Here is a 26,275-nt window from a genome sequence, read left to right as displayed (position 1 = left end):
TCTCGTCGTCGGCTCGGCTTCTCCTCGTCGGATCAGCGCGCTGACACCGACGCTAGGCCGGTCGACCATGCGGGATGAAATGCCGTTTCAGCACCGCTTATGCTTCCGGTGCATGACAGAGATTCCTGCGGAGCACGGAGTGGAGTTCCGGCATCTCCGCGCCTTCGTGGCCGTGGCCCGGGAGCGGAACTTCACCCGCGCTGCGCACCATCTCCGGATCACCCAGCCTGCTCTGAGCCGCACCGTCGCCTCGCTGGAACGACTGCTCGGCACCACGCTCCTGGCACGGAACCGCCGGACGGTGCAGTTGACCGCCGCCGGTCAGCAGGTCCTGCCACACGTGCACCGGGTGCTGGCGGCGCTCGACGAGGCGGTCGGCGCCGCGACCGGCGCACCTCCCACCCTGCGGGTCGGCTTCACCTGGGGCTCCACGGCCGAGTACACCGCGCCGATCGTGCGCGACTTCGAACGTGCCCACCCGGACGTGACGGTGGAGATCCGGCGTTACGACGACACCGTGGCCGGTCTGGCAGACGGGCGTACGCACGTGGGTTTCCTGCCGGGTGACCCCGGTGACCCCCGGTTCGGGACGCTGGTGCTCGCCGACGAGCCCCGCGTCGTGGCCCTGCCGGCGGACCACCGGCTGGTGGACGGCGGGACCGTGGTGCTGGACGACCTCGCCGACGAGGCGATCGTGATCAACGTGGTGTCGGGCACGACCACGCTCGATCTCTGGGAGCCGGCCCGGCGCCCGGACACCGTCGTGCGTGTGCGGAACGTCGACGAATGGATGGAGGCGATCGCGGCCGGGCGGGGCGTCGGGCTCACCCCCGCGTCCACCGGGCGGCTCTACACCCACCCGCAGATCCGCTACCGGCTCGTCTCCGACTCGCCACGGGTACCGATCACGCTGGCCTGGCCCCGGTTGGCCGCGCACCCGCTGGTCGCGGACTTCGTCGCCAGCGCCGAGCGCCTGCGACACCTGTCCGATCCCACCACCACCTAGGCCGGCGTGACCCGCAGCGGCATCGACGCCCAGGCGCGCATGGTGTTGTTCGGCCGTCGGCGCGGTGGCCCGGCGGGGGTGATCGTCGCGACCCGCGCGGCGAGCGCGGCCAGCACCGCCTCGGCCTCCAGCCGGGCGACGTGCTGGCCGACGCACTGGTGCAGCCCCATCCCGAACCCGACGTGGCCCGACGGGTCACGGTCGAGGTCGAAGGTGCCCGCGCCGGGGCCCCAGTGCCGAGGGTCCCGGTTCGCCGAGCCGAGGAACATCAGCACCTTGCGCCCGGCCGGGACCCGCACACCGGCGAGCTCGGTGTCGGTCGCCGTCGTGCGGAAGAAGGTCTGGACCGGTGACTCCCAGCGGACCGCCTCGTCGAACGCGACCCGGGCGAGCCCGGGGTCGGCGCGCAGCCGCGCCCACTGATCCGGGTACCGGGCGACGGCGTGCAGCACCGCCGCGAGCCCGGTGACGGTGGTGTCGACCCCGGCCGACAGGAGCGACCGCACGACCAGCGGAGCCTGCTCGGCGGTGATGTCGCCGCGGTCGGCGGCGGCCCAGATGTCGGCACCGAACCCCTCCCCGGCCAGGGCGTCGCGGGCGCACTGGGCGTTCACCCAGGCCGAGAGCTCCCCGAGCCGCGGAAGCTTCTCCTCCAGCAGCGCGTTGCGCGGGCCGAAGGCGTTGAACAGCAGGTCGCCGTAGGGCAGCAGGTTCTCCCGGCCCTGCTCGGGTAGCCCGACGGCGTCGGGGAACACGCGCAGCGGGAACGCCTCGGCGACGGCGGGGACGGCGTCGAACTCGTACCCGCCGGCCAGCACCTTGTCGACGAGGATCTCGGCGTCGGCCGCCCAGCGCTCCCGCAGCACGCGCAACGCCCGGGGGCCGAGGACCTTCCCGAGCACGCGGCGGGGCGCGTCGTGGTGCGGCGGATCGGCCTCCAGCAGCAGCGACGGCGGCCGCCACGGTGGTTCGGTGTGGAAGTTCAGCATCCCGACCCCGGCCCCGGAACGGAAGGACTGCCAGTCGACCAGCGCGGCCCGGACATCGGTGTAGCGGCCGAGGGCGAGCACGTCGTAGCGGGTGAGCCGGACCAGCGGGCCCGCGGCGCGGAGCTCCTCGTGGAACCCGAGCGGGTCGGTGAGGACATCGGGGGCGAACGGGTCGACGTCGGTGGTGGGCAGGTGGTCGAGCGCGGCCGTCATGGGCGTCGCCTTCCGTCGTTGCGGGGCCGGGGTCAGAGGTCGAGGACCAGCCGTGGGCCGTGCGAGCGCGAGACGCAGACGAGCATGCAGTCGGCGGCGGCGCGCTCGTCGTCGTCGAGGACGGAGTCGCGGTGGTCCGGCTCGCCCGCCAGCACGGTCGTCTCGCAGGTCCCGCAGGTGCCCTGCCTGCAGGAGGACAGGACGTCGACGCCGGCGTCGGCGACCGCGTCGAGCACGCTGCGCCCGGGCGGCACGGTCACCTCGGTCCCGCGGCGGGCGAGGTGGACCGCGAAGGCGGTGTCGCGGACCGGGCCGGTCGCGCGCGGGACGAAGCGCTCGGTCCGCACCGTGTGCGACGGCCACCCGGCCGTGGTCTCGGCCAGCGCCGCGAGCAGCGGGGCGGGACCGCAGCCGTACACCCGGGTGTCCGGGGTGGGCCACCCCAGGAAGCCGGGGAGGTCGAGCAGGCCGTGCTCGTCCTGCGGGACGATCCGGACCCGGTCCCCGTGGACCGCGAGCTCACGGGTGAACGCCATCGATGCGCGGGTACGGCCGCCGTAGAGCAGCGCCCAGTCCGCGCCGAGCAGGTCCGCCGTGGTGATCATCGGCAGGATCGGGGTGATCCCGATGCCGCCCGCGACGAACAGGTAGCGCGGGGCCGGGACCAGCGGGAAGTTGTTGCGCGGCCCGCCGAGACCGATCTCGTCCCCGACCGCGAGGCGGTCGTGGACCCAGGCCGAGCCGCCGCGTCCGGCGGGCTCGCGCAGTACGGCGACGCGGTAGCGGTGGGCGTCCCACCGGTCCCCGCACAGCGAGTACTGGCGGGTGTGCCCGCCGGGCAGGACGAGGTCGACGTGCGCACCGGGGGTCCAGTCCGGCAGCCGCCCGCCGTCGGCGGCGACCAGCTCCAGCGACACCACGCCGTCGGACTCCCGGTGGCGGCCCGCCACCCGGACCGTGCGGTTCTCGGCACCGGTCACCGCTGCTCCCCTCGTCGTCGAGGAGCCGAGCATCCGTCGCGAGGCCACCGTCCGGGAAGGCGACTCTCGCTCAGTGAGAGACCGGGTTCAGGCGGTTCCCGCCAGGCTCCGGCCGGCGGCCCGGCCGGAGAAGATGCAGCCACCGAGGAACGTGCCCTCCAGCGCGTTGTACCCGTGCACCCCGCCCCCGCCGAACCCGGCGGCCTCCCCCGCCGCGTAGAGCCCGGGGATCGGTTCGCCGTGGGCGTCGAGGGCGCGGGAGTCGAGGTCGGTCTGGATCCCGCCGAGGGTCTTGCGGGTCAGCACGTGCAGCTTCACCCCGATCAGCGGACCGGCGGCGGGGTCGAGGATCCGGTGCGGCGCCGCGACCCGCCCGATCCGGTCACCGAGCGAGCGGCGGGCGTTGTGGATGCCCTGGACCTGGGCGTCCTTGCTGTAGGGGTGGGCCAGCTGCCGGTCACGGGCCTCGATCTGGCCGCGGATCAGGGCCGGGTCGAGCGGCGGGGCGTCGGTGAGGGCGTTCATCCCCGCGACGAGCTCGTCGAGGGTGTCGGCGACGACGAAGTCCTCCCCGTGGGTCGTGAACGCCTCGACCGGGCCGGGCGCACCCCGGCTGAGCAGCCGTTCGCGGAGGAAGGCGCTGCGGCGACCGGAGGTGATGTCGGGGTTCTGCTCGGAGCCCGACAGCGCGAACTCCTTCTCGACGATCTTCTGGGTGAGCACGAACCAGGAGTGGTCGTAGGGCGCGATGTCCGGGGTGGTGCGCAGGTGGCGCAGGGTGCCGAGGGTGTCGTAGCCGGGCAGGTACGGCGCGGGCAGCCGCCGCCCCAGCGCGTCGAACCACATCGACGACGGCCCGGGCAGGATGCGGATGGCGTGGCCGGGCCAGACCGGGTCCCAGTTCACGACGCCCTCGGTGTAGTGCCACATGCGGTCGCGGTTGACCAGCCGCACACCCGCGTCGGCGGCGATGTCGAGCATCCGGCCGTCCACATGGGCGGGCACCCCGGTGATCATCGACGACGGCGGGGTGCCCATCCGCTCGGGCCAGTACCGGCGGACCATCTCGTGGTTCGCGCCGATCCCGCCGGTGGCCAGGACGACCGCGGGCGCGGAGAGGGTGAACTCCCTGGTCACGTCGCGGTTGCTGGGTGCGCCGCGCGGCGAGTCGTCCGGGGCGAGGACGGCGCCGCGGACGCCGGTGACGGCGCCGTCGGTGCGGACCAGCCCGTCGACGCGGTGCCGGTGGTGGAAGGTCACCAGCCCGGCCTCGGCGGCGCGCAGGGCGGAGTCGACGAACGGTCCGACGACGCCCGTACCGGTCCCCCAGCTCACGTGGAAGCGGGGCACGGAATTGCCGTGGCCGGTGGCGGTGAGGTCGCCGCGCTCGGCCCAGCCGACCGTGGGGAGGAAGGAGATGCCCAGCTCGGTGAGGTAGGAGCGCTTCTCCCCCGCGGCGAACTCGACGTAGGCGCGGGCCCAGCGCGCGGCGTGGGTGTCCTCGTCGTCGAGGCGGTCGAAGCCGGCGCTGCCCTGCCAGTCGCTCCAGGCCAGCTCGACCGAGTCGTGCACCCGCATGCGGCGCTGCTCGGGGCTGTCGACGAGGAAGATGCCGCCGAAGGACCACCACGCCTGCCCGCCCAGGTCGACCGGCCCCTCCTGGTCGACGACGGCGACCCGGCGGCCCCGCCGGGTCAGCTCGTGGGTGGCGACCAGACCGGCCAGCCCGGCCCCGACGACGATCACGTCCGCGTCCATGCCACTCCCGTTCGTCGCCGGCCCACCGCACCCCGGCAGGGGCGGCCGGTACGCACAGACGTATCAGATCCGGACCCGGGAACGGGTGACGGGCGGGTCGCGGCACCCCGTGCGCCGCGACCCGCCCGCCGGGGCCCCGGGGTCAGCGCACGACGGTCGTGGTCACCCGTGTGGCGTTGTTGGCGAGCTTCGGGTCACGGACCTGCGACGGGGCGACGCCCGCGTCGAGGGTCCGCACCCCGGCCGCCGTGCGGTCCACGGTCACGGTGATCGTGAAGGTCCGCTCGGTGCCCGCGGCGATGCTCGGGACCAGGTAGGCGACGCTGCGGCCGCCGCTGACGATCCCGCCCTGGGACGCGGTGGCCCGCAGACCGGTCGGGAGGGTGACGGCACCGGCGACCCGGGTCGCGCCGGCCGGGCCCGCGTTGCGGATGGTCACGGTGACGGGGGCGGTGGTGCCCGCCTTCATCGTGCCCGGCACGCCGAGCCTGATCGAGAGGTCGGCCTCCCGCGGGATCACCGGCGCGGGGGTCACGGTGAGGGCGAACGTGGTGCTCATCGTGCCGGCGGTGGCGGTGACCGTCACCGGGCCCGCGGTGTCACCGGCGGACAGTGCCGGGCCGGTGGCGACGCCGTCGGCGCCGGTGGTGGCGGTGGCGGTGGCCCCGCCGGGGAAGGCGGCGCTGCCGCCGGTCACCGTGAAGGTGACGTCCTGGCCCGCCACCGGGGCGTTGCCCGCTCCGGTGAGGGTGGCCGACAGCGGCTGGGCGAAGACGGTGCGGACCTGGGCGCTCTGCCCGTTGCCGCCGGTTGCGGCGAGCGCGGTCGGGACGACCGGGTTGTCGAAGTCCACCGTGGTGCCGTTGATCCGCAGGTTGTCGACGCCCGAGCGCAGCCCCGGGTTGCCGCTGCCCTGGTTGATCCCGATCCCGCCGATGACGACGGCGTCGGGCAGCGCGGCCTTCACCGCGGCGAAGTCGGCGGTGTAGGTGTCGAAGCCGTACCGGTTGGGCGTGCCGGTGCCGGTGATGCTGCCGCTGGCCCACCAGCCGCCGCTGCCCGCGGGGGTGCTCGACGCGGGCCACGTCTGCCACGCCCCGGTCTGCACCGGGGCGGTTCCGGTGTAGACCGGCTCGAACACCAGGGTCGTGAAGGTCGAGCCGTCCTTCATCGGGTTGACCGGGATGTTCAGGGCGGGTGCCTGCTGCGGGCCGCCCACCTGCTCGACGAGGGTCTGGTACTCGAGGTCGGTGATCTCCGAGAGCTTGCGCCCGTCGAAGGCCTGGGCGTACACGGTGACCTTGTCACCGCCGCCGGGGGTGTCCAGGCGCAGGTAGCCGCGCCCGGTGCGGGCCCTGGCATCGTCGACGACGGCGGCCGTACCGGCGTTGCGGACGGCCGTGCAGTACCCGGTCGGGCTCACCGTCGCGCCGCACACCGGGATCTGGCCGTCGGAGACCCGGACGCCGTCGGCGGCGGCGGCGGTCCCGGCGACGAGCGGGACGAACCCGACCGCCGCCACCAGCGCGGCCGCCAGCAGGCGCCGTCCGCCCACCCGTGCTCCGTGCTCCCCGATCCGACGCGCCATGACTGCCTCCACCGCTCCGCCCGTCCCCGAGCCGTCGTCGCCGGGGCCTCTGCGCTCCCGACGGCCCCTGTGTCGTGGCGGCGGCCACGGTCGCTACACGACCTCATCAGAGCTGATGAACCACTCGGAGCATCACCAGATGAGCCGGTCGGGGCACCGTCGGCTCCCACCGTCGACGCAACGACGACACGCGGACGGACACGCCGGACCGTCGTCGGACACCGGCCACCGGTCCGCCCGCGGGCGGGGCCGACCACCGACCGGACCGGGATTCGCAGCGCGTCCACAGCGGTCCGGCCGACGGATCACAGGAGTGCCCTCTACCGTTGATCCGGTCAGCGGGACGAGCGTGGGAGGTGGACGTGCGGACCAACACCCGGCCCGGCCACGGCCCCTCCCGCCCGCGGTGGCACGTCCCCGGGCTGCTCGGCGCCGCGCTCGCGCGGCCCGCGACCGGCGCCCTGTTCGACGGGCCGGCCGAGGACCCCGGTGACCACTTCTGCTCCGCCTCGGTGGTCGAGTCCACCACCGGCGACCTCGTCGTCACCGCCGCGCACTGCGTCGCCGACGGCGACGCGGACGCGGACGCGGACGCGACGACGGTGTCCGGCACCGCTGGGACGCTCGACGAGGACCAGTGGCAGCTCGACCGGCCCGGCCTCGACCAGGGTTCCAGCGGCGGCCCGTGGCCGACCGGCCCGGACGACTCGGAGATCCTGGCCGTCACCGGTGGCTACCAGCAGGGCGGGGACTCCCCCGACGTCTCCTACGGCGCCGACCTCGGCCCGGCCGTGCAGTCGGCGTACCGCTCGGCCGGGGGCACCGACTGAGCCGGCTCGTCGCCTGGTGGGACCGCCACCAGGTCGCGCTGTACCTGGCCGCGATCCTCGCCGGGGCGCTCCTCGGTCTCCTCGCGCCGCGGGTCGCGCCCGCGCTCGCCGCGTCGGTCACCCCGCTGCTCGCGCTGCTGCTGTTCGCGACGTTCCTCGCGGTCCCGCTCGTCGACCTCGTGCGGGCCCTGACCGGCACCCGATTCCCGGTCGTCGTGCTGGTGGCGAACGCCGTGGTGGTCCCGCCGGTCGCGATCGGACTGTCGCGATGGGTCGCCGACGACCGCGGCCTGCTCGTGGGCGTCCTGCTCGTGCTGCTGACGCCGTGCATCGACTACGTCGTCGTGTTCACCGGGCTCGCCGGCGGCGCCCGCGCGCAGATGCTCGCCGCGACGCCGCTGCTGATGGTCGCGCAGATGCTCCTGCTGCCCGGCTACCTGTGGCTCGCGGCCGGACCGGAGGTCCTCGCCGTGGTCGAGGCCGGGCCGTTCCTGCACGCGTTCCTCGTGCTGGTCCTGGCCCCGCTGGCCGCGGCGGCCCTGGTCCAGGGCCTGCGACGACGGCGCCCGACCGGCCGCGCAGCCCGTGTCGAGGGCGCCGTCGCCGGGGCGATGGTGCCGCTGATGGCGGCGACCCTGACCGCGGTCGTGGGCTCGCAGATCGCCGCCGTCGGGGCGCAGGCGCTCACCCTGGTGCGGCTGGTGCCGCTCTACCTGGCGTTCGTCGTCGCGGCCGTGGTGATCGGTCTGCTCACCGCCCGGGTGGCCCGCCTGGACGTGCCGGCCACCCGGGCGGTGGTGTTCTCGGTGACGACCCGCAACTCGCTGGTCGTCCTGCCGCTCGCGCTGGCGCTGCCCGGCGCGCTCGCCCTCGCCCCGCTCGCCGTCGTCACCCAGACCCTGGTCGAACTCGTCGCCCTGGTCGTGCTGGTACGGCTGGTGCCGGTGCTCGTCCCCGCCCGGTGAGCGGTCGGCCCGGTCACCGGGCCGGACCGCGCCCCGCCCAGCTCCACGCGTACGACGGGTCCTCGCAGGCCCGTCCGCCCTCACCGAGGGCCAGCGGCCGGAACGTGTCGACCATGACCGCGAGCTCGTCGAAGGACTCCGCGCCGAGCGCCCGCTCGACCGCGCCGGGCTGCGGGCCGTGGCTGTGCCCGCCCGGGTGCAGCGAGATCGACCCCTGCCCGATCCCGGAGCCCTTGCGGGCCTCGTAGTCGCCGCCGCAGTAGAACATGACCTCGTCGGAGTCCACATTGGCGTGGTAGTAGGGCACCGGCACGGCGAGCGGGTGGTAGTCGACCTTGCGCGGCACGAAGTTGCAGATCACGAAGCCGGAGCCCTCGAAGACCTGGTGCACCGGCGGCGGCTGGTGCACGCGGCCGGTGATCGGCTCGAAGTCGGCGACGTTGAACGTGTACGGGTACAGGCAGCCGTCCCAGCCGACGACGTCGAACGGGTGGGTGGGCACCACGTAGCGGGTGCCGGTGATCCCGTCGGGCCCGCCGCGGTGCTTCACCAGCACCTCGACGTCGGTCTGCTCGACGAGCAGCGGCGCCCCCGGTCCGTGCAGGTCGCGCTCGCAGTACGGGGCGTGCTCGAGCAGCTGGCCGTAGCGCGACAGGTACCGCTTGGGCGGGGCGACGTGCGACGACGCCTCGATCGCGTAGGCGCGCAGCGGCTCGGACCCGGTGGGGACCCAGCGGTGGGTCGTCGCCCGCGGGAGGACGACGTAGTCGCCCCCGGCCACGTCCAGCGCCCCGAACACGGTCTCCACGATCGCCGCCCCGGACTCCAGGTAGACGACCTCGTCGCCGACGGCGTTGCGGTAGAGCGGGCTGGTCTCCCCCGCCACGACGTAGGAGATCCGCACGTCGGCGTTGCCGAGCACCAGCCGGCGCCCGGTCACGACGTCGACCGACTTCCAGTCCGGGGTGCCGAGGTCGTGCAGCCGCAGGTGGCGCGGGAGGAGCGGCCGGTTGTCGGTCAGCGACTGGTCGCCCGGGTCCCAGGGGGTGGCGTCGACGATCGCCGACGGGACGCCCGCGTGGTAGAGCAGCGAGGAGTCCGAGGAGAAGCCCTCCTCCCCCATCAGCTCCTCGTAGTAGAGCGTCCCGTCGGGACGCCGGTGCTGGGTGTGCCGCTTCGGCGGGACGTCACCGGCTCGCCTGTAGTACGCCATCGTGGCCCTCCTCCGGTCCGTTCGATGTCCGTGTCCGTGGCGGTGGCGGTGGCGGTGGCGGTGGCGTGCCGCGGGCGGTCGCGCGGGCGAGGGCGGCCGCGACGTCGTCGCGGGACGGGGCGGCGAGCACGGCGGCGACGTGGGCGTCCGGGCGGAGCAGCCATACCTCGTCGGGCCGGGCGGCCAGGGCGGCCGTCACCGTCGGACCGCGTCCGTCTCCGTCCCCGTCTCCGTCCTCGTCCCCGTCCTCGTCGAGGGCTCCGGTGCCCGTGCGGCCGTCCAGCTCGGCGAGGGCGAGCACCCGGACCGGGCCGGGCGCACCGGCCGCCGCTGCGGCGACCGCGTCCGCGTCCGCCAGTGGGCCGGTGAGCAGCAGGAACCCGTCGCGGGCCAGCGCGCGCAGCCGTCCCGGACCGGCCGGGGAGCGCACCGGGGCGTCCGGGACGAGCACCCCCGGTCCCGCGGGCGGGACCTCGCCGCGGGCGGGGCGCCCGGCGAACGGGCGACGCGCGTCGGCGGTGGTCAGGGCGGAGTCGGCGTACCAGAACGGCTCGGCCAGCCGGCCCGAGTCGACCCGCGCCCGGGCCGCGGGGTCGGTCGCCGCCGCGGCGAGGACCTCGGCGCGGGCCCGCACCCGCTCCGCGTCCCGCGGGACCAGGAAGTCCATCGTCGCGGTCGTGACGGCGACGTTCTCCCGGGCGGCCGCGTGCCGCTCGGCGTGGTAGCTCTCCAGGAGCTCCTCCGGCGCCCAGCCGCGGCCGACCCAGGCGATCTTCCAGGCGGCGTTCTCGGCGTCGGCGACGCCGGAGTTCAGCCCGCGGGCACCGAACGGGGACACCAGGTGTGCCGCGTCGCCCGCCAGCAGCACCCGGCCGCACCGCATCCGGTCCACCACGCGCGAGTGGAACCGGTAGACCGAGGACCAGACCACCTCGTGGTCGACGTCCCCGATGACCGCGCGGATCCGGGCGTCCAGCGCGCCGGACGCGGTCTCGGCGTCGAGGTCGTACCCGGCCGGGACCTGCCAGTCGATCCGGAACGTCGAGTCCGGACAGGGGTGGACCAGCACCTGGCGGCCCGGGTTCGCGGCCGGGTCGAAGTGGAAGCGGCGCTCGGTGGCCCACCCCGGGAGGTCGGCGCGGACGTCGCAGATCAGGAAACGGTCGTCGAAGCTGGTGCCCTCGAAGGTGACCCCGAGCAACTCGCGCAGCGCCTCGCCGCGGGCACCGGCACAGACGACCACGAAGCTCCCCGCGACCCGTCCACCGCCGTCGAGGGTGACGGCGACACCGTCGGCGGACTGCTCCACGCCGACGACGTCGTGCCCCCAGCGCAGGTCCACCAGGGCCTCGTCAGCGATCCGCTCGTCGAGGATCTGCTCGGTCCGGGCCTGCGAGAGGTTCACGAACGGCGGAAACGCGGGCCGCCCCGGCTCGGCGAAGGTGTGGGCGAACAGCTCGGTGTCGCGGTGGAAGGTGCGCGCGGTGGTCCAGGTGACGCCCTCGTCGGCGATCCGGCGCCCGGCGCCGACGGACTCCCAGACGTCGAGTACGTCGCGCTGCTGACAGATCGCCTTCGACCCGGCCCGGTCCCGCTCCGGGCGGCGGTCCAGCACGACCGTCGGGACGCCGTGGCGGGCCAGCAGCAGCGCGGTGGTCTGCCCGACCGGCCCGGCGCCGAGCACCAGGACGGGCGACGACGGCCAGGCCGGCGCGGCGGGCGTCGACATGGGTTCCCTCCCCTCGCCGGTGCCTCAGCCCTGCAGCCGGGCCCAGACCTCCTGGTCGCGTTCCGCGGTCCAGATCACCGGACGCTCCACACCGGACAGCTCGTCCCACAGCCGGGAGACGTCGAACGGCAGACAGTGCTCGAAGATCGGCCAGTGCCCGTAGTCGTCGACGAGTGCGGCGTGGGTCGCCTCGAACGCCTCCTTCAGCGTGCCGCCGCGCCCCTGCACCGCGCCGACCTCCCGGATCATGACCTGCAGGAACCCGCGGGTCTGGGCGATCGCGGCGTCGACCTCGGCGCGGACGCGGCTGACCGCGCCGCGCCCGCCGACGAGCTGCTCGGCGCCGAGCGCGGCGAGCCGGTCGAGGGTGCCGCCCGCCCAGTCGCGGTGGAACGCGTCGCCGGTGTAGAGCGCGGCCCGGGCCTCCACGAGGTCACCGGCGAACAGGATCCGGTGCCGCGGCAGCCAGGCGGTGATGTCGCCCTCGGTGTGGCCGCGGCCGTGGAACTGCAGCACCAGCTCGCCGCGGTCACCGCCCAGGTCGAGGGTGAGACGGTCGGCGAAGGTGAGCGTCGGCCAGGTGAGTCCGGGCACGGAGTCGGCGGCCTCGGCCAGCCGCGGCATCCGCGCGAACTCCGAGGCCCAGTCCTCCATGCCACGCTCGGCGATCAGGGCCGCGGTCGTCTCGTGCGCGACGACGGTCTGCGCGTCGAACGCGCTCGCGCCCAGCACCCGGACCGCGTGGTAGTGCGACAGCACGAGGTACCGGACCGGCTTGTCGGTGTGCTCGCGCAGCATCGCGAGCCACTTCCGGGCGGCGACCGGGGTGGCGAGGGCCTCGAAGCAGACGACGAAGTCCTCCCCCTCGATCGCGCCGATGTTCGGGTCGCCCTCGGCGGTGAGGGCGTAGACGCCGTCCGCGAGCACCTCGAGGGTCTGCTCCTTGGCGGCGGTGTCGGCGGAGGAGGCGAAGGGCTTGGCCACGGCGGGTGTCCTCTCGGAGCCGGAAGACGGGCGGCGACCGCGGCGACCCGTCGTCGGGACCTCCGACCGGCCGGGCACGCCCGACGATCAAAGGTTGAATCACTTGGCAGGACCGTAGAGGGCCGCGCCGCCCGGCGCCAGGGCCGATCCGGCGGCGCGCGCCGAGTAGTTCAGTTCAGGTCCGCCGGTTGATCCAGTCCGCCCGGTGCGCCGCCCGGGCGAGGCGGACGAGCAGAGTGTTCAGGGCGGCGAGGTCGTCGGCGCCGAGCAGCGCCGCCCACTCCGACTCACGGCGGTTGTGGGTGCCGAACGCGGCGACCAGCCGGTCGGTCCCCGCGTCGGTCAGCGACAGGTGCACGGTCCGCCGGTCCCCGGCGGTGGGCGTGCGCCGGACCAGCTCACCGGCGGCGAGGGTGTTGGCCAGGCTGGACACCGCGGCCCGGCTCATCCCGCACAGCTCCGCCGCCCGGCCCGCCTCCTGCCCGCCCGCGACCCACAGCGTGAACAGCAGCCGGAACGCCGACCAGCTCCATCCGGCGGGGCGGTGCACGGTCGACTCGAGGTCGTAGACCAGGGAGCCGGCGATCCGGTGCAGGTTCAGCACCAGCGCCATGGCCTCGCGGTCGGTACCGGGGAGCCGATCGCCGGCGCGGGCGAGCGCGACGTCGGTGAAGGCGAGGAACCCGTCCGCGCCGTTCCCGCTGCCGTTCCCGCTGCCGTCCACGCTGCCCATGCTGTTGTCGGCCCCGCCCCGTGCGACCGCCGCCCGGCCCGGTGACCGCGCCCCGGCTGCCGGCGGGACCCCGCCCGGCCCGGCGGTCCCAGCCCGGGCCGCGCCGCCGCCGAGCCCCGCGAGGAACGCGGCCACCACCTCGCCCGGCGCCGCCCCCGCTCCGCCCGACCCCGGCGACGTCCCCGCTCCGCCGGACCCCGGCTCGGCCAGTGCCTGCACCCCGTGGAGCAGGGCCAGCAGCTGCTCCACCAGCACCCCGTCGGGGGCCGGGGCGACGATCCCGCCCGCCCGCCGGCCCTCCTCGATCCGGGCCGCCAGCCGGGTCCGCCACCGCGCGGTCACCTCCGCGAGGACCGCGGCCGGCCCGGGGCCGGACGCCGCGACCCGGGCGAACGGCGTCCCGGTGTGCGCGATGATCTCCTCGCAGAACACGTGCAGCGCCGCCACCCCGGACAGCCCGGCCGCACGCCGCGCCACCCGGGCGTCGAGGTCGTCGAGGGCCCGCCGGAACGCGCACTCCACGATCGCGGCGCGGCCGGCGAAGTAGTGCGCCGGCGCCCCGTGGGCAACCCCCAGTGCCGCGCTGACCTCCCGCAGCGTGACCGCGTCCGGACCGCGCTCGGCGATCAGCCGCCAGGCGGCGTCGGCGATCTCGCCCCGGCGCTGCTCGTGGTCCACCCGCTTCGGCACGGTCGCTCCTCGTGTCAGCTCACGTTTTTTCTACACCAGGAGAACCATGCTGGCCGAACCAGATCCGGACGATCCTAGTCCATTCGGGCTAACGATAAGTCGTCGTCGCACGTCACCGGGCTGCTCGGTCTGACCCTCGCGCTCGGCGGCTCGGACACCCCGCGCGAGGCCCCGCACGGCGCGAACACCGTCATGCCGGCCCGGCTGTTCGTGACGGTGCACGGCAGCGGGGGCGACATCGTCGACGCGCCCACCGGGCGGCCCCACCCCGACGCACCACAGGTGCACGTCGACGTCGAGCGGCGCCAGGTCGGGATCCGCGTGCCGCACTCCGCGTGGGACCCCGCCGACGGGGCGCAGCGACTCGCCGCCGCGACCGGGCTGTGGGACAGCGACGCCGACGCCGACCTCCTCCGCAGGTCACCGCGGACGCGACGCACCCCGGCGGCGCCGTCGTCGGCGACCCGACGCCGTCGGCGTTCTCCGACGCGGCCTTCCGGTTCCACGAGCCCTTCGAGGCGCCCTACCGGAACCAGAAGCGCGCGATCGCGGACGGCGACCTCTCCGGGACGCGCCCGCCGACCCGCTGGCGCCGCTCGGCAACCCGGCGCAGGGCACGCCGCTCCCGCCGGAGGTGGGCAACGCCCCGCAGGCGCCGCTGCAGGAGCTCCCGCCCCTGCGGTTCCCGCCGAACCAGCTCGGCCAGGACCCGGCGCCCGGTGACGGCGCGCAGGAGTCCCCGACCGGCTGACCCCCGGATCCGCGCGAACGGGCCCCTCGTACGAACCTTCCGTACGAGAGGCCCGTTCGTGCGCGACGGCGGGGTGGGGCGCGCGGCGGCGGGGGTCAGGCCTTCAGCAGGGCCTCGGCCAGGGCGTCGGGGCGGGTGAAGCAGCCCTCGTGGCTGCCCGGCACGGTGACCGGGGTGACCCCGAGCCGCTGCGGGAAGCGGTCCCAGCCGTACTCGCCGGGCGGCAGCGCGACGTCCTCGGTCGAGAGCACGTAGGCCACCGGCACCCCGAGCGTCGCCGGGTCGATCGGTTCCACGGTCTCGGTGAAGTACTGCAGCGGCTGCGGCACCAGGAGCTCGTGCACCAGGCGCTGGACCGGCTCGTCGGCGTCGTTCATGAATGCGCCCTGCCACACCTCGAACGGCAGCGCCACGGAGTTGTCGCCCGAGGCGGCGGCCTGGCCCTCGAACAGCTCGCGGTACTGCGGGGGCACCTCGTCGTTGAGCGAGCGGCCCGCGGCGGGCACGAACGCGCTCCAGTAGACGAGCTTGCGCAGCCGGGGGGGAGACCCGGTGCGCGGCACCGGTGATCACGTAGCCGCCCCAGCTGTGCCCGACGAGAGTCACGTCGGTCAGGTCGTGCGACTCGATCAGGTCGACGACCGCGTCCACGGTGTCGGACAGCCGGTCGCGGGTCGGGTCGTCACCGTCGTGCAGCCCCGGCAGGGTGGGGGTCAGCACGCGGTGCCCCGCCGCACGCAGCCGCTCGGCGACCGGGCGCCAGGCCCAGCCCCCGTGCCAGGCACCAGTCACCAGCACGAACGTCTCGGACATCGCTCACTCCTCGTCGAGGTCGGAACGGGGAAACGGCCCCCGGCGGGTGAGCCTGGCGGACCGGCGGGGCCCGGAGAAGAGGCCGTGCGGGTCGTGCCGAAAGGGGTCCCGACTGAGACGATCCGTGGAGAGATACCCCCTCGGTATCCGTGTCAGGATCAGAGTCATGGACGAATCAGTGGTGATCGTCGGTGCCGGGATCGGGGGCCTCTCGCTGGCCCTCTCGCTGCACGCCCGCGGCGTCCGGGTCACCGTGCTCGAGCGGGCGGCCGAGCTGCGCGAGGTCGGCGCCGCCGTCGCGCTGTCGGCGAACGGGCTGCGCCCGCTGGACGAGCTCGGCCTGCTGGGCGAGCTGGAGATGGTGTCCGCCCAGCCGACCGCGCTCATCCACCGCGGCTGGCGCGACGACGAGCGGGTGACCGCCTTCCCGGTCGGCTCCGACGGCAGCTACCGGCGCCGCTTCGGCGCCCCCTACCTGGGCATCCACCGCGCCGAGTTCCAGCGGGTACTCGCCGGCGCCTGTCCCGCCGGGATGGTGCGGCTCGGCTGCGAGGTGACCGCGGTCGACCCGGACGGGACGGTCACCCTCGCCTCCGGGGAGCGCGTCCGGGGCCCGGTCGTCGTCGGTGCGGACGGGGTGCACTCCCGGGTGCGCTCGGTCGTCGACCCCGCGGCCCGCCCCCGCTACACCGGGACGTCGGCCTTCCGCGGGATCGTCGACGTCGCCGACGCCCCGCTGCTGCCCGACCCCGGCGCGATCCAGTTCTGGATGGGCCCGGATGCGCACGTGCTGCACTACGCGATCGGCCCGCACGCCGAGCAGATCAACTTCTTCGCGGTGCTGGAGGGCCCCGACCCGTGGACGGGCGAGACCGGGCCGACCGACACCGACCCCGGCACTCTGGCGCGGGCCTTCGACGGCTGGTCCCCGGGCGTCGTGCAGATGCTGACGGCGGTGCCGCAGTCCCCGCGCTGGCCGCTGTACACGCTTCCCCCGATGACGCGCTGGTCCCGCGGCCGCGTCGTCCTGCTCGGCGACGCCGTGCACACGATGCTGCCGCACCACGGTCAGGGCGCGAACCAGTCCATCGAGGACGCGGCCGTGCTCGCCGACCTGCTCGCCGCCCCCGGTGCGCTCGACGGCGGCCACACCGCGGTGTTCGACCGCTACCAGCGGCTGCGCCGGGCGCGGACCCGGTCGATCCAGCGCAGCTCGCTGGTCACCAGCGGACTGCTGCACCTGCCCGACGGCCCGGCGGCCGACGCCCGCAACGCGGGGCTGACCGGGCTGGACCCGTGGTTGACCTGGATCCACGGCGTGGACGCGCGGGCCGGCACCCGGCCCGTACCGGCCTGACCCGGGATTCAGCTGATTCACCTCTGAATCGGACCCTTTCCGGTCTTTGTGTCTACAGAGTCGCGCGCCTACCGTCAGATCACGCGCCGGATGCGAGGGAGGTGACGGGAATGGATCTGCGGCAGCTCCGCTACTTCGTGGCGGTCGCGGAGACGCGGCACTTCGGCCGCGCCGCCGAGCGGCTGCACATGGCCCAGTCCCCGCTCTCCCAGGCCATCCGTCAGCTGGAGAGCCAGGTCGGCGCCACCCTGTTCGAGCGCACCACCCGCCGGGTCGACCTGACCCCGGCGGGGACGTCGCTGCTGGAGGACGCGCGGCGGATCCTCGCCGGCGTCGAGGACGCGCGCCGCCGCGTCGAGCAGGTCGCCGCGGGCACCGAGGGCGTGGTGACCGTGGGTGCCACCGACCTCGCCGCCTACCGGCTGCTGCCGCGGCTGGCCCGGGTCGCCGCCCGCCGGATGCCGGGCGTCTCGCTGCGGTTCCTGCCCGGGCTCCTCACCGCCGCCCAGGAGGACGCGCTCGACGAGCGCCGCATCGACCTCGCCGTGCTGCGCCCGCCGGTGGTGCGCCCGGAGATGTCGGTCCGCCCGATCGCCCAGGAACGGCTCCTCGCGGCGCTGCCGGCCACGCACCGGCTCGCCGGGGCCGGGACGGTCGCGCTGGCCGAGCTGCGCGGCGACGACTTCGTCGCCTACGGCGCCCCCGGGTCGGTGGTCGACTCGGTCGCCACCCAGGGCTGCCTGGACTCCGGGTTCCTCCCGCGGCGCCGCACCGAGGCCCGCGACACCCCCATCCTGCTCACCCACGTCGCCGCCGGTGCCGGGGTCGCGTTGCTGCCCGAGTCGGTGCGCGCCCTGGGCACCGAGGGCGTCGTCTACGCCGACCTGGACCGCGAACTGCGCGTCGACCTGGCCCTGGCCTGGCGCACCGACGACGACTCCCCCGCCCTCGTCCGGCTGCTCGACGTGCTCGCCGAGCGCGCCCACGAGCTGGACCCCCGCCCCGCCACCGTCCCCGGAGGACCGCAGTGAAGATCGTGGCCGTCGAGGCGATCCCGTTCGCCGTGCCCTACCGCAAACCGCTGCGGTTCGCCTCCGGCGAGGTGCACACCGCCGACCACGTGCTGGTGCGGGTGCACGCCGAGGACGGCGTCGTCGGCGTCGCCGAGGCCCCGCCCCGCCCCTACACCTACGGCGAGACCCAGGCCTCCATCCGCGCTGTGGTCGACACCGTGTTCGCCCCGGAGATCGTGGGCCTGAGCGTGTTCGAGCGGGAACGGATCCACGCCGTCCTGGACCGCACGATCGGCAACCCCACCGCGAAGGCCGCGATCGACATGGCCGTCTGGGACGTCATCGGGCGCCGGCTCGGCGTCGGCGTCTCCGAGCTGCTCGGCGGATACACCGACCGGATGCGGGTCTCGCACATGGTCGGCTTCGCCCCCGACGACGTGATGGTCGCCGAGGCGCAGCGGATGCGCGACGAGCACGGCGTCACCACCTTCAAGGTCAAGGTCGGCCGCCGCCCCGTCGCGCTGGACACCGGCGCCTGCCGGGCGCTGCGCGAGGCGCTGGGCCCCGACGTGGAGCTCTACGTCGACGGCAACCGCGGCTGGACCGCGTCGGAGGCGGCGCGGGCCCTGGACGAGATGGCCGACCTCGGCCTGACCTTGTCCGAGGAGCTCATGCCCGCCGACCAGGTGCTCGGGCGACGCTGGCTCACCGCCCGCACCACCGTCCCGACCGTCGCCGACGAGTCCGCAACCCGACCCGGCGAGGTGACCCGCGAGCTGCTCGACGGCGCCGCCACCATGATCAGCATCAAGACCGCGCGGACCGGGTTCACCGGCTCGCAGCGGGTGCTGCACCTGTGCGAGGGACTCGGCACCGAGGTGGTCATGGGCAATCAGGTCGACGGTCAGCTCGGCACCGCCTGCACGGTCGCCTTCGGCGCGGCGCACCGCCACACCAGCGCCCGCGCCGGGGAGCTGTCGAACTACCTCGACATGAGCGACGACCTGCTCACCGAGCCGCTGCGGATCAGCGGCGGCGAGCTGCGCGTCCCCGGCGGGCCCGGGATCGGCGTCGACGTCGATCCCGACAAGCTCGCCCACTACCGCACCGACACCTGAGTACCGCCCCACCACAGGAGAGAGACATGTCCGAGACCGCCACCGCCGCCGGCTCCGGCGCGAACGCCACCGCCACCTTCGCGAAGAAGGAGCGCATCGGCGCCGCCGCCGACCCGGCCCGGGTGTCCGCCATCGCCACCGACACGCTGCAGGCCCTGCACGAGGTCATCCGCAAGCACGAGGTGACCTACGCCGAGTACGACGCGCTCAAGGCGTGGCTGATCCAGGTCGGCGCCGACGGCGAGTGGCCGCTGTTCCTCGACGTGTTCGTCGAGCACGTCGTGGAGGAGGTCGCCAACGCCGACCGCCGCGGCGCCGTCGGCACCATCGAGGGCCCGTACTACGTGCCGGGCGCCCCGGTCATCGAGTCCGGGTCCGCGATGCCGATGCGTCCCGACGAGAAGGGCACCCCGCTGCTGTTCCAGGGCACCGTCACCGACCTCGACGGCACCCCGGTCGCCGGCGCGACGGTCGATCTCTGGCACGCCGACGACGAGGGCTACTACTCCCAGTTCGCCCCGGGCATCCCGGAGTGGAACCTGCGCGCGGTCGTCCACACCGGCGCCGACGGGCGTTTCGCGTTCCACACCATGCAGCCCGCGCCGTACCAGATCCCGACCGACGGCTCGACCGGTGCGTTCATCACCGCGGCCGGCTGGCACCCGTGGCGCCCCGCGCACCTGCACCTCAAGGTGTCCGCACCCGGGAAGCAGCTGGTCACCACCCAGCTGTACTTCGACGGCGGCGACTACGTCACCGACGACGTCGCCCAGGCCGTCAAGCCGGAGCTGGTCCTGCGGCCCGGCCCGGCCGCGAGCGGCACCGGCAACGAGGTCACCTACGACTTCGCGCTGGACCCCGCCTGATGGCCCGCTTCGCCGTCCGGATGGAGGTCGATCTCCCCGCCGACATGGACGCCGACGCCCGGGCCGACCTGCTGGCGCGGGAGAAGGCCTGGTCGCAGCAGTGGCAGCGCTCGGGTGAGTGGGTGAGCATCTGGCGCTGCGTCGGCGAGTACGCCAACCTGTCGATCTTCGAGGTGCGCGACAACGAGCAGCTCCACGAGATCCTGTGGGGCCTGCCGCTGTTCCCGTACATGACGATGCAGGTGACCCCGCTGGCCACGCACCCGTCGGACATCCACGCCTGAGCCCCGCCGGGGCGCCCGGACCCGGCGACGGGCGCCCCGGCGGTCCTCCGCCGACCCCGCCCGACGCGCGGACGCGATCGGACGGGGCGGGCCGGTTTTTACCGTCGGCTTCCCCAGGGCTGTCCGCGGGCTGAGGTGGGGCGTCCTACCGTCGGGGCCACAGCGACGACCGTCCCCGGAGGCCCGATGATCCAGCCGGATCTGCAGCTCGTCGGACCCGCCGAGTTCGCCCGTGACCAGACCCTGCTGCTGCTCGCCGGCGACCCGGCCCTCACCCGGCTCGGTGTCACCTTCGCGACCGTCGTCGCGCTGCCGGGGATCGGCGGGTCGTACGCGGTGCCCGCGCGCGCGACCGAGGACGTGCTGGCCCTGACCTGGTCGCCGCCGCGTGCCGCGGCCGACGGCACGGTGTGCCAGCGCGTGTGCCTGTCGGTGGTCGCGCCCCGCGACGGACACCGGTGCCGGGGCGCGGCGGTCCTACGGGCCGCCGGGCGGGCGCTGCTCGGTGCGGGCGGCTCGGTGCCCGGGGTCGCCGCGATCGGCGTCGCGCGGCCGCACATCCAGCGCTGCGTCGGCGACGGCGTCGTCACGACCGGGTTCGACGTCCTCAGCCGGGGCTGACCCCGCTCCTGCCCGGCCGGGCGGCGCCGCCGAGGAAGCCGCGGAGCAGCCACCCGGCCTGCGCGACCGCCGGCTCGGTGGAGTCCCCCGGTGACGTGGCGTGGCTGACCACCAGCCGCACCACCCCGTCGACGAGCCGGGGCAGGTCCGCGACCCCGGCCAGGGCCGGGTGGAGCGCGGAGATCTCGCGCAGCAGCGCCGTCGCCGCCCGGTCGCGCACCACGTCGGGCCGGGCCGTCACCAGCGGGAGCAGGCTCTCCCCCACGCCCTCGTCGACGGTGAGGATCGACGTCAGGAGCGCGTTGCGCGCCCCGTACTCCAGCACGTCGCGGACCGCGGCCACCACGCCGGCGACGGCGTCCGCGGGGTGGGCGCGCATCTGTTCGCACATCACCGCGACGAACCCGTCGGTCTCGCGGCCCACCAGCGCGCTGCCCAGCTCCGCCTTGGTGCCGATCTCGTTGTAGAGGTGCTGGCGGCTGATTCCCGCACGCCCGGCGACGGCGCTCATCGTCAGCGACGACCACCCCGACTCCGTCGTGATGTCCCGCGCGGCGTCGAGGAGCCGCGTGCGGAGAACCTCCCGCCGCTCCCGCCGGAACGCACCCGAGCCCGCCACGCCTGCACTGTACAGAGCAACCACCGATGACTGATCTGTTGACAGATGACCCGTGATTGTCAACTATTCCTACTGGCGGTCGACGACGACCGCGCTCCGTCCGGTCAGGAGGCAGCCATGAGCACGGCGGCGGGAACCACACGCGAGGGAGCCGGCGGCGACCGGCCCGCGGACCCCGGGCGGCCCGTACCCACCCCGGGGATCACGCTCCCCGTCGTCGCACTGCCGACCCTGGCGTTGTTCCTGGGCTCGCTCGCGGCCTGGGTGGGGGCGACCGCCCTGGTCCTGACCGGGACCGACCCGTGGCGCTACCTGGTCACGGTGCCGGTGCACGCCCTGGTCACGTTCGCGATGTTCACGGTGCTGCACGAGACCGTCCACCTCGCGGGCGGACGCCTGCGGTGGGTCAACGAGGTGCTCGGCCGGCTGTCGATGCTGTTCGTGGTGGCCTGGGCCGCGTTCCCGATGCTGCGTTACCTGCACATCGAGCACCACCGCAACACCAACGAGGACACCTCCCGCGACCCCGACGCGTGGACCGAGTCGGGCCCGGCGTGGAGCTGGCCGCTGCGCTGGATGACCATCGACCTCTGGTACGTGCGCTTCTACCTGCCCCGGATCCCGAGCAGGCCGCGGGCCGAGCTCGTCGAGCAGGCCGTGGTGTTCCTCGTCGTGGTCTCCGCGTTCGTCGCGACGGCGGTGACCGGCCACGGCTGGGAGCTGCTGGTGATCTACCTGATCCCGCAGCGGCTGGGCATCGCGCTGCTCGCCTGGTGGTTCGACTGGCTGCCCCACCACGACCTCGGGGAGACCGCTCGGTCCGACCGGTTCGCCGCGACCCGCATGCGGGTCGGCTGGGAACGCCTGGTCACCCCGTTGATGCTCGGCCAGAACTACCACCTGGTCCACCACATCCACCCGACCGTCCCGTTCTACCGCTACCAGGACGTGTGGCGCCGGGCGATGTCGGACTGGCTCGACCGCCCGGTCCCGATCACGACGGTCCTCGGCTCCGACCTGTCCCCCGCCGAGTACCGGGCGTGGCGACGGCTGACCTCCCACACCGACCGCGACGCCGACCTCCCGACCCGCCCGCACCCGCTGCGCGTGACCGCGGTGGACCGGCTCACCCCGGACGCGGTCGCGGTCACCCTGGAGGTGCCCGGCGAGCTGCGCGACGTGTTCGCCCACCGCCCCGGCCGCCATGTCACCGTGGGCACGCGGATCGACGGCGAGCTCGTGCGGCGCAGCTACTCGATCTGCTCCACCGACGGGTCGGCGCTGCGCATCGCCGTGCGCCGCGTCGACGGCGGACGGTTCTCGACGTGGGTGGGCTCCGCGCTCGCCGTCGGCGACACCCTCGAGGTCACGCCGCCCTCGGGGCAGTTCGTCCTGCCCGCCGGCCCCAGCGGGGACCGCACCGTCGCCGCGGTCGCCGCGGGCAGCGGCATCACCCCGGTCATCGCGATCCTCACCGCCGCCCTCGACGAGGACCCCGACCGCCGCGCCGTCCTGCTCTACGCCAACCGCGACACCGAGCACACGATGTTCGCCGACGAGCTCGACGAACTCGTCCGCCGCTCCGGGGGGCGGCTCACCGTCGTGCACCACCACTCGCGGTCCGGTGCCGCCGGGTCCGCCGACGGGTCCGCACCGGACGGCACGACGCGCACCGTCGTCCCGGGCCGCCTCGGCGCGGACCGGTTCGCCGAGCACCTCACCGCGCTGCCGGTGGACGACGCGGACTGGTTCCTCTGCGGGCCGCCGCCGATGCTCGACGAGCTCGTCGGCGTCCTCGACGCCCACGGCGTCACCCCGGACCGGGTCCACCGGGAGTTCTTCGTCGCCCCCACCGGCGACGACGGCGACGCCGTCCCGACCCGTCCGGCCGTGGTCACCGTGCGCCGCGGCGGGCGGGAGACCGTCACCCGGAGCCGGGGCACCGCGTCGCTGCTGGAGACCGCACTCGAGGCCGGGGTCGAGGCCCCGTACCTGTGCGCGGGCGGCATCTGCGGCACCTGCCGCGCGCAGGTCGTCACCGGCGCGGTGCACATGCAGCAGAACTACGCCCTCACCGACGACGAGGTGGCCTGCGGCGCGATCCTCACCTGCCAGTCCCGGCCCACCACCGACGAGGTGACCATCGACTACGACCGGTGACCACGCACATTCCGGCCTCGGTGTCGCGGTTCGTCCCGGCACGATCCGACCACGGCACCGCGATCAGTGGGAAGACCCTGGTCGCGATCGACGACGACACCGTGGTCGGCGCCGGGGTGGTCGTCCACTCGGTACGGTCGTCGGCGACGGTGCCGTGCCGGACCCGTTCCCCATGCAGGGCGAGCGCGTCGGCGCGGGCGGGGTCTGGGCCGGGACCCGGCGGCACCGGCGACCGCGGGACCGGCCGGGGAGTGAGCGCGGTCCGCTGACCGGCCGGTCAGATCGCGCCGGTCAGCTCCCCGGTGACCACGCGGCGCTCGTTCTCCGTCCGCCAGGCGCGGTAGTCGGCGTCGTCGGCGGCGGTCCCGATCCGGGCGATGCAGTCGGCGCAGAGGTCCGCGACCTGCAGCAGGCAGTCCTGGCCGCAGTCCCGGCACGCGATGAGCTCGGCGATGGGGTCGTTCACGGTCGCTCCGGACATGACCCCGAGCCTACCGAGGGTGCCCGGCGGGCCCCGGCGTGGCCGGTCCGACACACGGGACCGGCCCCGGCGTCGACGCCGGTCCACCAGCCGGTCCGGCAGCGTCCCGGCGAGCGCGACCACGACCGCTCGGTCACCACGGAGGTGCTCCTACCGAGGTGGCCGTGGGCGCGCCGGCGGTGGTCCGGTCGGGAGTGCCCCCGGTCAGCCGACGACGGTCCCGGGGCGGCGGTCCGCCCAGGGCAGCGCCCGCTCCAGGTCGGCGGCCAGCGCGAGCAGCGTCGCCTCGCCCGTGTAGGGCGCGACGAGCTGGACGCCGACCGGCCAGCCCTCCGCCGAGGTCCCCAGCGGCAGCGAGATCGCCGGGTTCCCCGTCATGTTCGACAGGGCGGTGAACCCGGCGGTGCTGAAGATCCGGTCGTACCAGCCGCGGGCACCGAGGGACGCGTCGTCGGCGTCAGGATCAGGTCGTAGGTGCGGTGGAAGTCCGCGACGGTCCGGCGGACGGCGTTGACGACCCGGTCGGCGGCGAAGAGGTCCGCGGCACGCAGCGTGCGGCCGTGCTCGACGCAGGCGAGCGTCGTGGCCTCCAGGTGCTCCGGGCCGGGCGTGAGGTCGAGGGCCTCGGCGAGGCCGTCGGCGGACCGGCTGCGGGAATCGGTCGATTGACGGACCCCGCGTGCCCGTTAGCGTGCTGGAGCATGACCGCGCTGGCGACGGCACGCGAGCTGGGCGCCTTCTTCCGCCGCAACGGTGGCCGGACCCCGGGCTCGGCCGCGGTCGTGCTCGACGGGCTGGTGGCGCTGGTGTCGTCGGGCTGCGCCGCGCTGTCGGTGTGGGACCCGGCGCTGGGCCGCCACCGCGCCCTGGCCTCGACCTACCCGTCCGACCTGACCGGCTTCATCGACCACGCCATGCACACCGACCCGCTGTTCGTCACGGTCCGTCGTGGCCGGGTCCCGGTCCGGGTCCGCGACCCCGAGCACGCTCGGCAGCGGGCCATCGAGCTCAACCTCCGTCGGGCCGGGCAGCGAGCGCCCGGACCACTCGGTTCGATCGATTTCGCGTACACGCTCGGCCTCGTCGACGACGACCTCGCCGACCACCTCACGTCACCGCCACCGGACCGGCAGCGCGGGCTGGCCCTCCGGACCGCGCAGCGCATTATCGCCGGTACGGGCCTGGACCGGGTCGCCTGGATCGGCGACGTCCTCCACCGCCTCGGCCAGGCTCCGCTGCCGCCGCTGTTCCTCGACGAGAGCACCGCGCTCGCGGCCCTGGCCGCCACCCCGAAGGTCCCGTGCACGGTCGTCACCTCCCCCGACGAGCGCCGACACTCGCCCAGGCGATGGCCCTGCCCGCCCTCGCCGCGGTGACGCACCTCGATGCACCGTCGCCCTGCTCGAGACCGTTCATCACGCCCTCGCCGCGGCCGGGGAGGAGGGCTACCTCGACGTCCTGGCCGATCTACGGTCCGCCTCGGCGGATCCGGCGTGATCCGAGTTCCCCGGACACGACGCCTCCCCAGTTCTGAGGAAGTACCGCAGGACCTGCTCACATCCGAGCCCCCGCTACGACAGACGGCGTAGTCGACATCGTTCATCGGGGGCCGCAGTGCACAATCGTCACGGACACACCGCCACGTGGGCCGGGCGACCGGCACGACGCAGGACCGGGCTGCGCGCGGTCGCCGCCACTGCGGTACTGACCTCGCTACTCGCCTCCACGACACTGCTCGCCTACGAGGCCGGACGCGGTGACGGCGCGCCGGTTCCGGCGGTCGTGGCCGCCGCCGCGCCGGTCCCCGCGGTCGTCGTCGCCCCGGCGGCACGCCCGACGCCGGCTCCGGAGCCCGGTCCCGTGCTCGTCGACACGGGTGGCACACCGCTACCCGCCGACATCGCGAAGTCCGTGCGGACCGTCCACCTCGCGCTCGACACCGGGGACCTCGACCCGGTCCGGGCCGCCTACAGCGTGACCGGCTCGGACGACTGGATCAGCACGGAGCAGTACCTGGACAACGCCGCCGTCCGTCGCGACGTCCTGGCGGCGCTGCGGACCGCCCCCACGAAGCGATCGGACTCGTTCCGGTTCGCCGCGGACGGGACCTCGGTGACGTTCGGCTGGTACGCGGCCGACACCGGCACCGGCGCGGGCCTGCTGAGCATCGACGGCCCGTGGCGCGAGGACACGTCCGCCGTCGCCGCCGCGCCCCGGAGCACGACGCCACCGGTGGCCGAACCGACCTGGACCGCACCCACCGGTTGCACCGCGGGCACCCTCGACCGTCCCGCGGAGGGCTACCCCTGCACCGACCCGGCCACCGGCCGCGGTGTGGCCCACGACGGCACGGTCGGCGTCCACGGCCTCAAGCCCTGCCCCTACGGCACCGCGCTCCCGGCCGACCCCGACGAGCCCACCCGCAACGCCGGCACCGGTGAGATCTGCGGCTGGGACGGCAGCTGAGCGGGCCCGGCCGCTACGCCCCCACCGCCCGCAACAACCCCGTCCGGT

23 protein-coding genes and 1 pseudogene are annotated in these 26,275 nt (G+C 74.9%); 12 read left to right on the top strand and 12 right to left on the bottom strand.

Going from position 1 to position 26,275, the window contains the following annotated elements; all coding sequences use genetic code 11:
* Window positions 1-112: 112 nt before the first annotated feature.
* A complete protein-coding gene (locus ZF1_RS10535) occupies window positions 113-1,006 on the top strand; it encodes a LysR family transcriptional regulator (RefSeq protein ID WP_073573960.1) in 894 nt (297 codons plus the stop codon).
* On the opposite strand, the gene ZF1_RS10530 is transcribed toward ZF1_RS10535, so the two are convergent.
* The 4 genes from ZF1_RS10530 to ZF1_RS10515 form a co-directional block, all read right to left on the bottom strand.
* Window positions 1,003-2,208, bottom strand: a complete 1,206-nt coding sequence (locus ZF1_RS10530; RefSeq protein WP_357437999.1) for a cytochrome P450 — start codon at window positions 2,206-2,208, stop codon at window positions 1,003-1,005. The genes ZF1_RS10535 and ZF1_RS10530 overlap by 4 nt on opposite strands.
* 32 nt (window positions 2,209-2,240) lie before the next feature.
* A complete protein-coding gene (locus tag ZF1_RS10525) occupies window positions 2,241-3,188 on the bottom strand; it encodes a PDR/VanB family oxidoreductase (RefSeq protein ID WP_350589954.1) in 948 nt (315 codons plus the stop codon).
* Between the two features lie 87 nt (window positions 3,189-3,275).
* On the bottom strand, window positions 3,276-4,946 hold the full coding sequence (locus tag ZF1_RS10520) for an FAD-binding dehydrogenase (protein ID WP_357437996.1): 1,671 nt from the start codon (window positions 4,944-4,946) through the stop codon (window positions 3,276-3,278).
* A gap of 142 nt (window positions 4,947-5,088) precedes the next feature.
* Entirely contained in the window at window positions 5,089-6,501 is a 1,413-nt protein-coding gene (locus tag ZF1_RS10515; protein WP_482637150.1) for a hypothetical protein, read from the bottom strand.
* Window positions 6,502-6,890: 389 nt separating this feature from the next.
* On the opposite strand from ZF1_RS10515, the gene ZF1_RS10510 reads away from it, so the two are divergent.
* Window positions 6,891-7,364 (top strand): hypothetical protein, encoded by a 474-nt coding sequence (locus ZF1_RS10510; RefSeq protein ID WP_357437990.1) that lies wholly within the window; start codon window positions 6,891-6,893, stop codon window positions 7,362-7,364.
* The gene (locus ZF1_RS10505; RefSeq protein ID WP_073574092.1) at window positions 7,361-8,329 is read left to right on the top strand and encodes an arsenic resistance protein; all 969 of its coding nucleotides are present in this window, start codon (window positions 7,361-7,363) and stop codon (window positions 8,327-8,329) included. Before ZF1_RS10510 ends, ZF1_RS10505 begins: the two co-directional genes overlap by 4 nt.
* 13 nt (window positions 8,330-8,342) lie before the next feature.
* Here ZF1_RS10505 and ZF1_RS10500 read toward each other — a convergent pair whose 3' ends face one another.
* The 5 genes and pseudogenes from ZF1_RS10500 to ZF1_RS10480 form a co-directional block, all read right to left on the bottom strand.
* Window positions 8,343-9,542: a homogentisate 1,2-dioxygenase gene (locus ZF1_RS10500; RefSeq protein ID WP_073573966.1), complete on the bottom strand. Its 1,200-nt coding sequence runs from the start codon at window positions 9,540-9,542 to the stop codon at window positions 8,343-8,345.
* Entirely contained in the window at window positions 9,517-11,271 is a 1,755-nt protein-coding gene (locus tag ZF1_RS10495; protein WP_357437987.1) for an FAD-dependent monooxygenase, read from the bottom strand. Before ZF1_RS10495 ends, ZF1_RS10500 begins: the two co-directional genes overlap by 26 nt.
* A 24-nt stretch (window positions 11,272-11,295) precedes the next feature.
* A complete protein-coding gene (locus tag ZF1_RS10490) occupies window positions 11,296-12,255 on the bottom strand; it encodes an MBL fold metallo-hydrolase (RefSeq protein WP_073573968.1) in 960 nt (319 codons plus the stop codon).
* A 175-nt stretch (window positions 12,256-12,430) separates the two neighbouring features.
* On the bottom strand, window positions 12,431-13,678 hold the full coding sequence (locus ZF1_RS10485) for a TetR family transcriptional regulator (RefSeq protein WP_357437984.1): 1,248 nt from the start codon (window positions 13,676-13,678) through the stop codon (window positions 12,431-12,433).
* Window positions 13,679-14,744: 1,066 nt separating this feature from the next.
* A pseudogene (locus ZF1_RS10480) lies at window positions 14,745-15,242 on the bottom strand (alpha/beta fold hydrolase); the annotation flags it as partial.
* A gap of 166 nt (window positions 15,243-15,408) precedes the next feature.
* Here ZF1_RS10480 and ZF1_RS10475 point away from each other — a divergent pair.
* The 6 genes from ZF1_RS10475 to ZF1_RS10450 all read left to right on the top strand — a co-directional run bounded on the left by ZF1_RS10475 (window position 15,409) and on the right by ZF1_RS10450 (window position 20,501).
* Window positions 15,409-16,599: an FAD-dependent monooxygenase gene (locus ZF1_RS10475; protein ID WP_357437982.1), complete on the top strand. Its 1,191-nt coding sequence runs from the start codon at window positions 15,409-15,411 to the stop codon at window positions 16,597-16,599.
* Between the two features lie 110 nt (window positions 16,600-16,709).
* Window positions 16,710-17,630 (top strand): LysR family transcriptional regulator, encoded by a 921-nt coding sequence (locus tag ZF1_RS10470; protein ID WP_062401995.1) that lies wholly within the window; start codon window positions 16,710-16,712, stop codon window positions 17,628-17,630.
* The gene (locus tag ZF1_RS10465; protein ID WP_073573971.1) at window positions 17,627-18,730 is read left to right on the top strand and encodes a mandelate racemase/muconate lactonizing enzyme family protein; all 1,104 of its coding nucleotides are present in this window, start codon (window positions 17,627-17,629) and stop codon (window positions 18,728-18,730) included. Before ZF1_RS10470 ends, ZF1_RS10465 begins: the two co-directional genes overlap by 4 nt.
* A 26-nt stretch (window positions 18,731-18,756) precedes the next feature.
* Window positions 18,757-19,596 carry a catechol 1,2-dioxygenase gene (catA, locus tag ZF1_RS10460; protein WP_482637149.1) on the top strand — a complete coding sequence of 280 codons (840 nt, stop codon included), beginning with the start codon at window positions 18,757-18,759 and terminating at the stop codon, window positions 19,594-19,596.
* A complete protein-coding gene (locus tag ZF1_RS10455; protein WP_178375327.1) occupies window positions 19,596-19,880 on the top strand; it encodes a muconolactone Delta-isomerase family protein in 285 nt (94 codons plus the stop codon). The genes catA and ZF1_RS10455 overlap by 1 nt, the downstream gene beginning before the upstream one ends.
* Window positions 19,881-20,066: 186 nt before the next feature.
* The gene (locus tag ZF1_RS10450) at window positions 20,067-20,501 is read left to right on the top strand and encodes a hypothetical protein (protein WP_482637148.1); all 435 of its coding nucleotides are present in this window, start codon (window positions 20,067-20,069) and stop codon (window positions 20,499-20,501) included.
* Here the strand turns inward: ZF1_RS10450 and ZF1_RS10445 are convergent.
* Window positions 20,488-21,120 (bottom strand): TetR/AcrR family transcriptional regulator, encoded by a 633-nt coding sequence (locus ZF1_RS10445; RefSeq protein WP_482637147.1) that lies wholly within the window; start codon window positions 21,118-21,120, stop codon window positions 20,488-20,490. The genes ZF1_RS10450 and ZF1_RS10445 overlap by 14 nt on opposite strands.
* A gap of 117 nt (window positions 21,121-21,237) precedes the next feature.
* Here ZF1_RS10445 and ZF1_RS10440 point away from each other — a divergent pair, with 117 nt between their 5' ends.
* On the top strand, window positions 21,238-23,280 hold the full coding sequence (locus ZF1_RS10440; RefSeq protein WP_405418095.1) for a fatty acid desaturase: 2,043 nt from the start codon (window positions 21,238-21,240) through the stop codon (window positions 23,278-23,280).
* Window positions 23,281-23,557: 277 nt separating this feature from the next.
* Here ZF1_RS10440 and ZF1_RS10435 read toward each other — a convergent pair whose 3' ends face one another.
* Both ZF1_RS10435 and ZF1_RS10430 read right to left on the bottom strand, forming a co-directional pair.
* Window positions 23,558-23,761: a hypothetical protein gene (locus tag ZF1_RS10435; RefSeq protein ID WP_139282678.1), complete on the bottom strand. Its 204-nt coding sequence runs from the start codon at window positions 23,759-23,761 to the stop codon at window positions 23,558-23,560.
* Window positions 23,762-23,965: 204 nt separating this feature from the next.
* Window positions 23,966-24,139 (bottom strand): amidase family protein, encoded by a 174-nt coding sequence (locus ZF1_RS10430; protein WP_482637146.1) that lies wholly within the window; start codon window positions 24,137-24,139, stop codon window positions 23,966-23,968.
* Window positions 24,140-24,462: 323 nt separating this feature from the next.
* On the opposite strand from ZF1_RS10430, the gene ZF1_RS10425 reads away from it, so the two are divergent.
* On the top strand, window positions 24,463-25,137 hold the full coding sequence (locus ZF1_RS10425) for a hypothetical protein (protein ID WP_482637145.1): 675 nt from the start codon (window positions 24,463-24,465) through the stop codon (window positions 25,135-25,137).
* A gap of 238 nt (window positions 25,138-25,375) precedes the next feature.
* Entirely contained in the window at window positions 25,376-26,227 is an 852-nt protein-coding gene (locus tag ZF1_RS10420; RefSeq protein WP_482637144.1) for a hypothetical protein, read from the top strand.
* Window positions 26,228-26,275: the final 48 nt, after the last annotated feature.

Source organism: Pseudonocardia sp. ZF1 (genome assembly GCF_056835605.1).
The sequence above is the reverse complement of the archived record's forward strand: the minus strand, read 5'-3'. Positions and strand labels throughout refer to the sequence as shown.